Annotated in this window: 7 protein-coding genes; 4 read left to right on the plus strand and 3 right to left on the minus strand. The window is 63.0% G+C overall.

All coding sequences use genetic code 11. The features are described from left to right. Positions 1-4 precede the first annotated feature (4 nt). The 4 genes from BLR03_RS25290 to BLR03_RS11405 all read left to right on the plus strand — a co-directional run bounded on the left by BLR03_RS25290 (position 5) and on the right by BLR03_RS11405 (position 3,931). Positions 5-79 carry a hypothetical protein gene (locus BLR03_RS25290; RefSeq protein WP_368086963.1) on the plus strand — a complete coding sequence of 25 codons (75 nt, stop codon included), beginning with the start codon at positions 5-7 and terminating at the stop codon, positions 77-79. Positions 80-240: 161 nt separating this feature from the next. Further along, the gene (locus BLR03_RS11395) at positions 241-573 is read left to right on the plus strand and encodes a CU044_2847 family protein (protein ID WP_091252628.1); all 333 of its coding nucleotides are present in this window, start codon (positions 241-243) and stop codon (positions 571-573) included. 311 nt (positions 574-884) lie between these two features. Beyond that, positions 885-1,289, plus strand: a complete 405-nt coding sequence (locus BLR03_RS11400; RefSeq protein WP_091252630.1) for a hypothetical protein — start codon at positions 885-887, stop codon at positions 1,287-1,289. A gap of 410 nt (positions 1,290-1,699) precedes the next feature. Further along, on the plus strand, positions 1,700-3,931 hold the full coding sequence (locus BLR03_RS11405) for a tetratricopeptide repeat protein (RefSeq protein WP_175460503.1): 2,232 nt from the start codon (positions 1,700-1,702) through the stop codon (positions 3,929-3,931). 497 nt (positions 3,932-4,428) lie between these two features. Here the strand turns inward: BLR03_RS11405 and BLR03_RS11410 are convergent, their stop codons facing one another. The 3 genes from BLR03_RS11410 to BLR03_RS11420 form a co-directional block, all read right to left on the minus strand. Continuing rightward, positions 4,429-5,472, minus strand: coding sequence for an LLM class flavin-dependent oxidoreductase (locus BLR03_RS11410; protein ID WP_091252633.1), 1,044 nt, complete (start codon positions 5,470-5,472; stop codon positions 4,429-4,431). 303 nt (positions 5,473-5,775) lie between these two features. Then, positions 5,776-6,375 carry an NADPH-dependent F420 reductase gene (locus BLR03_RS11415; protein ID WP_091252634.1) on the minus strand — a complete coding sequence of 200 codons (600 nt, stop codon included), beginning with the start codon at positions 6,373-6,375 and terminating at the stop codon, positions 5,776-5,778. A gap of 312 nt (positions 6,376-6,687) precedes the next feature. After that, on the minus strand, positions 6,688-7,305 hold a 618-nt coding region (locus BLR03_RS11420), incomplete at its 5' end, for an NADPH-dependent F420 reductase (protein WP_217639769.1).

Raw genomic sequence — 7,305 nt, forward strand, 5'->3', positions numbered from 1 at the left:
TGCGGTGGCGTTCAGCCCGGACGGGACCCGCCTGGCGACCGCCAGTCACGACCAGACCGCCCGGATCTGGAGAGTGTAGGGGCAGCAGTCGGCAGAGTCATGACCTCTGTACAGGACCACATGAAGAAATGAGGAACTGCAGGAACGCTCCCCGCAGGGGGCGAGGAAAGCCACCCGACCGGCGCAAACACCGGCCCGTGCCGGTCAAACGTAATCCCGAGGGCGAACAGGAAGGACAAAATGATGAAGAAACTGGTCGAATTCGGCTCCGCTTCCGGCGGAAGTGTGCTCGTTGAGGTCGAAGATGACCCCGGCGGCGTGGTGACACGCGGAGGCGGCCGTGCCGGGGTGTTTGCACAGGCACAGCAGACGTTCGAGGAAGCCGTAAGCCGCATTCAGCCGGCCGTGCAGGGGGTCATCAATCAGATGCTTTCCCTGACCGAGCGGCCGGACGAGGTCTGCGTCAAGTTTGGAATGGACCTACACGCCGAAGCAGGTGCCTTCATCGCCGCCGCCGGCAGCACGGCCAATTTCACCGTCACCCTCACATGGCGGGCCCCAAGCCACTCCTGAAAGCGAGTGTCGCTTAAGCCGGTCATGATCACGCAGCCATGAGTACCCGGGTTCCTTGACCTCCGCCTGTACGCCCCCATGCCTTGCAACCCTAAGGAGGCGAGTTCAGAGGTTTCGAGACACATCGAATCGGATGGAGCGGATCGGTTGTCCGTAATGGAATCCCCTTACTGACTGCCCGGAAGGAACTCCTTCTCTGGCCGAACCCGTTATTGGCGCGCCAGGCCCTTCCAGTGCTGGGGGGTCAAAGACTAAGGTGCGTGTACGAGGCGTGCCGGACCCCGGTACACCATTAGGAATGGGGCTCAATTATGGATCCTGTGACATTGGGCGTCGTCGCGGCCGGACTTATCTCGAAGTTTTATGAAGGCGCCTTGTCCAAAGCTGTCGAGGAGGCCTCTAAGGGTCTAGTTGACTGGATAAAAGGTCGCTTCAAAGGCCACGAGGCGGGGGAACGAGCCCTTGCTCGAGTTGAAGATGCCCCGGACAGCACCTCCCGTGTAAAGGCCCTCGAGGGGATCATCGAAGAGCAAGCAACGGCAGACCCGGATTTTCTGGATCAACTCGCCAAGCTTCTAGAGAAGGCCCAGCCCACCGCAGTGCAGGGCCACGCCGCAACTTCTGGGGCACAGTCACCCGCCTTTGGCCAGATCTCTGGAGGAAACGTGAGCGTCGACTACGGCACCACACCTCCGCCACCCGCGCCTCTGCCCTGAAACCAATGGATTCGGTCGGCGGGGGGACTGCGAGCACGGCCGGGCCCCAGAGCCCGGCCGTTGGTGCACTCCACAATTCCACGATCACCATCGTGTACGGTGGACAACCCTTTGCTTACGGCCTCCAAAAGGCCTGGGTGCCCCCAAGTAAAAGCGTCAATGAACCTTCCAGGCTTTTGCGTGCCCGCGCGGCCGTGGTCCAGTACCTCGACCTATCTGGGCATTTGTCCGCGCTCAGTAGTTGGCTCGTAGACCCAGAGCCATTCTCCGTTCGCCTTATCGGCGGGCGGGGAGGTTCGGGCAAAACCCGTCTCGCTGTTCAGCTTTGCCGCATCGCTTCTGGGAACGGCTGGGCCGCAGGCCTCCTAGGACCGGAAGCGGTTCCTGTCGATTACGTTGCAGGCACCGGCATGGCCCAGACACTGGTCGTCATCGACTATGCAGAGACACGACGTGACAAGCTGGCGACCCTCCTACCGGCTCTCCAGCGAACCGCTAGCCCCGCCAACAGGATCCGCGTCTTGCTTCTCGTACGCAGCGCCCCTGCCGGCCAGGATTGGACGAAGGCGCTTCGCACCGGTGACGATGAACTCGACGTCGTACTCGATGAGGTGGGCCCACAGATCATATTGGAGGGAGCAGCCTGGGATCTGGATAGTAGAGAGAAGCTATACCGCGACAGCTGGACGGCTTTCGTGGAACGCCTAAAAGATGCAGGCGGAGCCAGTCCCGAATTCGCCCCTCCGCTCCCTGATCTTACTGCGGAGCGGTTCGGGAACCCTTTGCTTGTCACCGCTAGCGCGTACCTGGCCGTTAATGATCAAAAACGGACCTTGCCGGACACTTGGGAAGGCCTTCTCGAGGGAATCCTTACCCACGAAGCCAGCTACTGGGCTCGCGTTCACCCAACGAAAGATTCGGATGGGTCCGTCACCCGCCGCGTTGCTGCGATGGCGGCTCTCGCGGGGGCTGAAAGCGAAACCGAGGGAGCTGCACTCCTTCACCACGTGCCCGACCTTCAGGGCGAGGCTATCGGGGTCCGAATGTTCTGGGCACGCTGGTACGGTGATTTCTATCGGGGTTGGGGTCCTAGGTTTTGGAACCCTCTCGAACCCGACCTTCTCGGCGAACACCTCGTCGCAACAACGCTAAAAGATTTCCCCGCAACTCTTGCCGCATCAGTCAGCCCCACGCGCGGCCCTAACACCGCCCAGCCCCTGACTGTGATTGCCCGGATAGCCACTACTAACCGATCCGTGGGCGCCTATCCGAGTTTCAACGTCGCCTCTGCTCACGCTCTCGAGGACATCCTTCCCTCAATCACCCGTGCCGCTGTCGACGAGGCACTGAACCCTATTACCGGTTTGCCGGACAGACCTACGATTGCCTCAGCCCTCGCCCAGGCCGTGAACAGCCTCAGCCCGCATCTCGGAGATGTCACCGAGCCCCTCACCATCCTGCCTCGGCGCACCATCCCGCGCTTGAGCGTCCTAGCACTTGCGCTCACCCAGCACCAGGTCTCATGGCTACGGTCGCTCACTGCTCCTAGCACGGCAGACATTTCTAGACTTGCCAGCTCGTTGGACGCCCTCTCCTACTGCCTAAGGGATGTCGGTGACCCAGAAGGGGCCCTGAAAGCCAGTCGCGAAGCGGTCCTTCGCTACCGGGGACCGGCTGAGGTTAACCCCGCTGCGTACGCCCCAGGCCTTGCAAAGGCGCTGAATAATCTGTCCGTGTCCTTTATGGAGACCGGCAACCACTCCATGGCCCTGCATGCCATCCGCGACGCCGTAGAAAGGTACCGTGACCTGGCCGAGGCTGATGCTGAGACCTACACCCCCTATCTCGCTTCCTCCCTAAATACCCTCTGTGGTTGTTTATTCGATATCAACGACCGCCAAGGGGCTTTGGAAGCGGTCAGCGAAGCCGTCATACTGTTCCAAGGTCTGGCGGAGGCAGATGCCGGCTACGCCCCCGACCTAGCGAAATCCCTAAACAACCTCTCCAGCTGCCTAGCGGGTACCGGTGAACGAGGCGGCGCCTTGGGCGCCATCAACAAAGCCGTCGAGATGTACCAGGGTTTGGCCGAATCCGATCCAGCCACCCATAACCCAGACCTCGCCATGTGCATGAATAACCTCGCCATGTGTCTCTCTGAGACCGGTGACCCAGACGGGGCCCTAAATGCCGCCCGCAGGGCCGTCTCCATTCGGCAAGCCTTGGCAGACAAGCACCCTGCCGCGTACGCCTCCGACTTTGCCGCATCCTTGGACACCCTATCCAGATGCCTCGCTGACAAGGGTGAGCGCGGCGAGGCCTTAGACGCCGCCCGCAAGGCCGTCGCGTTTTACCGAGACATGGCCACTGCCCAGCCCGCCGCGTACGCCCCCGCCCTTGCAAGGTCGCTGAACAATCTTTCTCTCCGTCTCACGGACACAGGCGACCATGCCGAGGCCTTGGAGGTCATCACTGACGCTTATATGATGCTCCTCACAATGGCCGGAACCCAGCCCGCCGCCTACAATCCCCTGCTCATCACCACCATGCAAAACCTCTCCATCTGCCTTGCTAACACTGGCAAACACGAGGAAGCTCGGAACGTCCTCTACATGGCCCGCATACGCGGCGCTGGCACCGCATAGCTCCCTTGGGCAGTCCTCCACGCCGTCCGTGAAGCCGTGTCGCTTTATCAGCGGCGGAAGCTTTGTCCCCTTCTAGCAACGATCTCGCCAGACAACCATCCAACGGAACCCGGGTGATCTGCCCAGATTCCCGGGTACATCTCCGAGATTATGCCAGGGTGAAGTTCCATGAGATTCAGCCCAGAGTGTCTCTTAACCCTTGGGATATGAGACGTCTCATCGACTGAACGACCGCGACGACCGGCAGTGCCTGTGACTTTCAGAGTTATTTGGCACGTTTCTTGCGGCGCTATTTGGCACCTTAGTCCAGTCCCCACGTCCCGTTAGCGGATCCTTCACCGTGCATAGGACTTCGAGCATCGACGACCGCAGGAAGCCGAGGTGCGGAGATTCACAATGGCGGTTTCCGAGCCCGGTTTGGCGGTGTTGAACTTGCGACGTCGTCGGCCAGGCACTGTTGAGAAGCCGGGGAATGATGCGTGGTGTGCGTGCGTGGTCTATTTGCCGGCCAGGAGGCGTTCGACGCGGGGCTTGACCTCGGTGGCGAGCAGGGTGAGGGATTCAAGGAAGTGTTCCTGGGGCAGGCCCCCGATGTCCATCTGCAGGAAGTGGCGCATGTGTCCCATGTGGTTGTGCAGGTCCACGATGCGCTCGGCGATTTCATCCGGATCTCCGACGTAGTACGCGCCGGAGATGTCCGCCTGTGACAGGAACTGGCGCTTGTCCGGTGCGGGCCAGCCGCGGAGTTTGCCCATTTCGATGTTCAGGTTGTACCAGCCGGGGTAGAAGCGCTCGAGTGCTTCCTTCTTCGTGGGGGCGATCAGGCCGAGGGCCGCCACGGAGACTTTGATGTCCTCGCCGGTGTGTCCTGCCTGAGCGGCGGTCTGCCGATACAGCTCTGCCAGCGGGGCGAACCTTGCCGGGGCCCCGCCGAGAATGCCGTAGGAGACGGGTAGGCCTAGCTTTCCGGCGCGGACCGAAGACGGGGCGCTGCCCCCGGTTGCGAGCCAGAGTGGCAGCCTGCCGTTGACCGGCCGGGGTACGATGGCCAGCTCCTGTAGCGCGGGCCGGACCGTCCCGGACCAGGTCACGTTTTCGGTTTTGCTGTTGTTGATGGTCATCAGAAGGTCCAGCTTTTCGGCGTAGAGCCGGTCGTAGTCATTCAGGTCGTAACCGAAGAGCGGAAAGGTCTCCACCGAGGATCCGCGGCCGGCGGTAATTTCCACCCTGCCGCCGCCGGAGACGGCATCGGCGGTGGCGAACTGCTGGAACACCCGCACCGGGTCGTCCGTGCTGATGATGTTCGCACCGCTGCCGAGCTTGATCTGCTTCGTCGCTGCAGCCGCCGCGGCGATCACGGTCCCCGGCGAGGAGGCGGGCATGTCCAGGGTGTGGTGTTCGCCCACCCCGAAGTAGTCCAGGCCTGCCTGGTCGGCCAGGACGATTGCCTCGAAGAGGTTGCCGATCGCCTCGGCGGTGGGACGGAGCGTCCCGTCGGGATTGCGTGGGGTGTCGCCGAAGCTGTAAGCGCCGAGTTCCATGATTTTCTCCTGATTGCAGTGCAGTGCTGTGAGGTCGCTTGAGCGTTAGTTCAGGCGCGGCAGGTTCCCGGTCCGCAGCCAGGCGGAGCGCAACTGCTCCGCCGCGCGGCTGCCGTTGAAAATCGCGGTGCCCAACTGGACGACGAGTCCGGCTGCGAGCGGACCCGCATCAACAAGTAACCTCAATCCGGGCAAGGAATTCGGAACCGGCCCAGGGATGGTTGATTTCGGCAAATTCCTGCCGGAAGATACTTGACCCGCTCCGGAATGTGAGGCGTTCCGGAGCGGGTGTCGTACTCGCTGTCAGCCCTCCCGGATGGCGTGCAGGCCGGTCAGGGGTCCGCCGTCCACTTGCATCAGGCGGCCCATCGGTAGCGGGCCGAGGTCGACGGGGGCGAACCCGAAGCCCTCGACGACGGAGCGGAAGAGCTTCTTGGAGTTCTGGTCGTCGCCCGCGTAAAAAAGGATCCGGCGGCCGGCTGCGGTGATGGGGTCGGCGGCAACATAGGGGCCATACATGTTGTCGAAAGCCTTGATGACGTGCGCCCCGGGGATCAGTGAGGCGACGAGTTCGCTGCCTCCGATGTCGAGCTTGTCCGCGACAAACGTGGGGGTCAGACTCGCCCATTGGTTGGTGGCATCGATGACGATCCGCCCCTCGCGGGCAGGTAAGTTACCCACCACCTCCCGGACCTTTGTCCAGGGGACGGCGAGGACGACGAAATCAGCGGCACCCGCTTCTGCTATGGTGCCGGCGGAGGCGTGCGGCCCGAAGGCGTCCACAACGTCCTTGAGCGTCTCGGGGCCTCGGCTGTTGCTGAAGACCACGTCGTGACCGGCCTTCACTACGTGACCGGCTATGGCGCGGGAGAGCGTTCCCGCACCTACCATTCCGAACTTCATGGGCTTGTTCCTTCGCTGGTTGGGGCTGCCCGGCCCACCGCCATCCGTGCGTGCCGGGGGGCGGTGAGTCGGCATATGAGCGTGTGATCTGTGTCGCAGAAGGCCGGGGGCCTGGCCGGGAGCCCGCCTTGTGAGCGGTTGCGTCACTCGCCGCCTGTGCGGCATCGGGTCGAGGAGTGGGGCTTGCGGGGACTCGATCTCAGAGATCGAGTCCCCGCACCGGTCGCCGGATTGGTCCATCTGGTCCCGCGGGCCCGTTACTCCCTTGTTGTCCCGGCCGGTCCGGATCGGGAGCGGCGCTTTGACGTGCGTTCAGCCGAGAAACTTAATGCTGAGGGAGAAGTTCTTCTGCCGCTGGGCCTGACCGAGAAGCAGCAGACCCGCTCCTTCCAACCAGTGCGCGGTCTTCAGGTTACCGGTGTCCAGCGGGCGCAGTCCGAGGCTCTCGACGAACGAGGACACGGACGCCTTGGCGTTGGCGTCGTCACCGGCGATGAGCACATCGAGGGGGCGGCCCTCGACCTCACCGGACGCGAGGACGCCGCCGAAGAGCGTGTTGAACGCCTTGACGACATGCGCCCCCGCAGGGGCGGCCTTGGCGATCTCCTGTGCGGCCGAGCTGTCCTCGGGAGTGACGAGCGCGGTGAACGTGGTGAGATCGAAGGGGTTCGTGATGTCGACGATGACCTTGCCGGTCAGCGCGTCCCCGTACTGGCCGACAATGGACGAGGCGCTGGCGTACGGCACAGCCAGGATGACGATGTCACCGGTGAGCGCGACGCTTGCGATCGTCCCTGCTGTGGCGTTGCCGCCGAGTTCCCCGGCCAGGGCGGCGGCCTTGGTACCGTCACGGCCGACGACCTGGACGCTGTGGCCGGCAGCGACCGCCCGGGTGCCGAGAATTCGGGCCATGGTTCCGAGACCGATGAT

The sequence above is a fragment of the Arthrobacter sp. ok909 genome (assembly GCF_900104405.1).
GTDB classification, from domain to species: Bacteria; Actinomycetota; Actinomycetes; order Actinomycetales; family Micrococcaceae; genus Arthrobacter; species Arthrobacter humicola.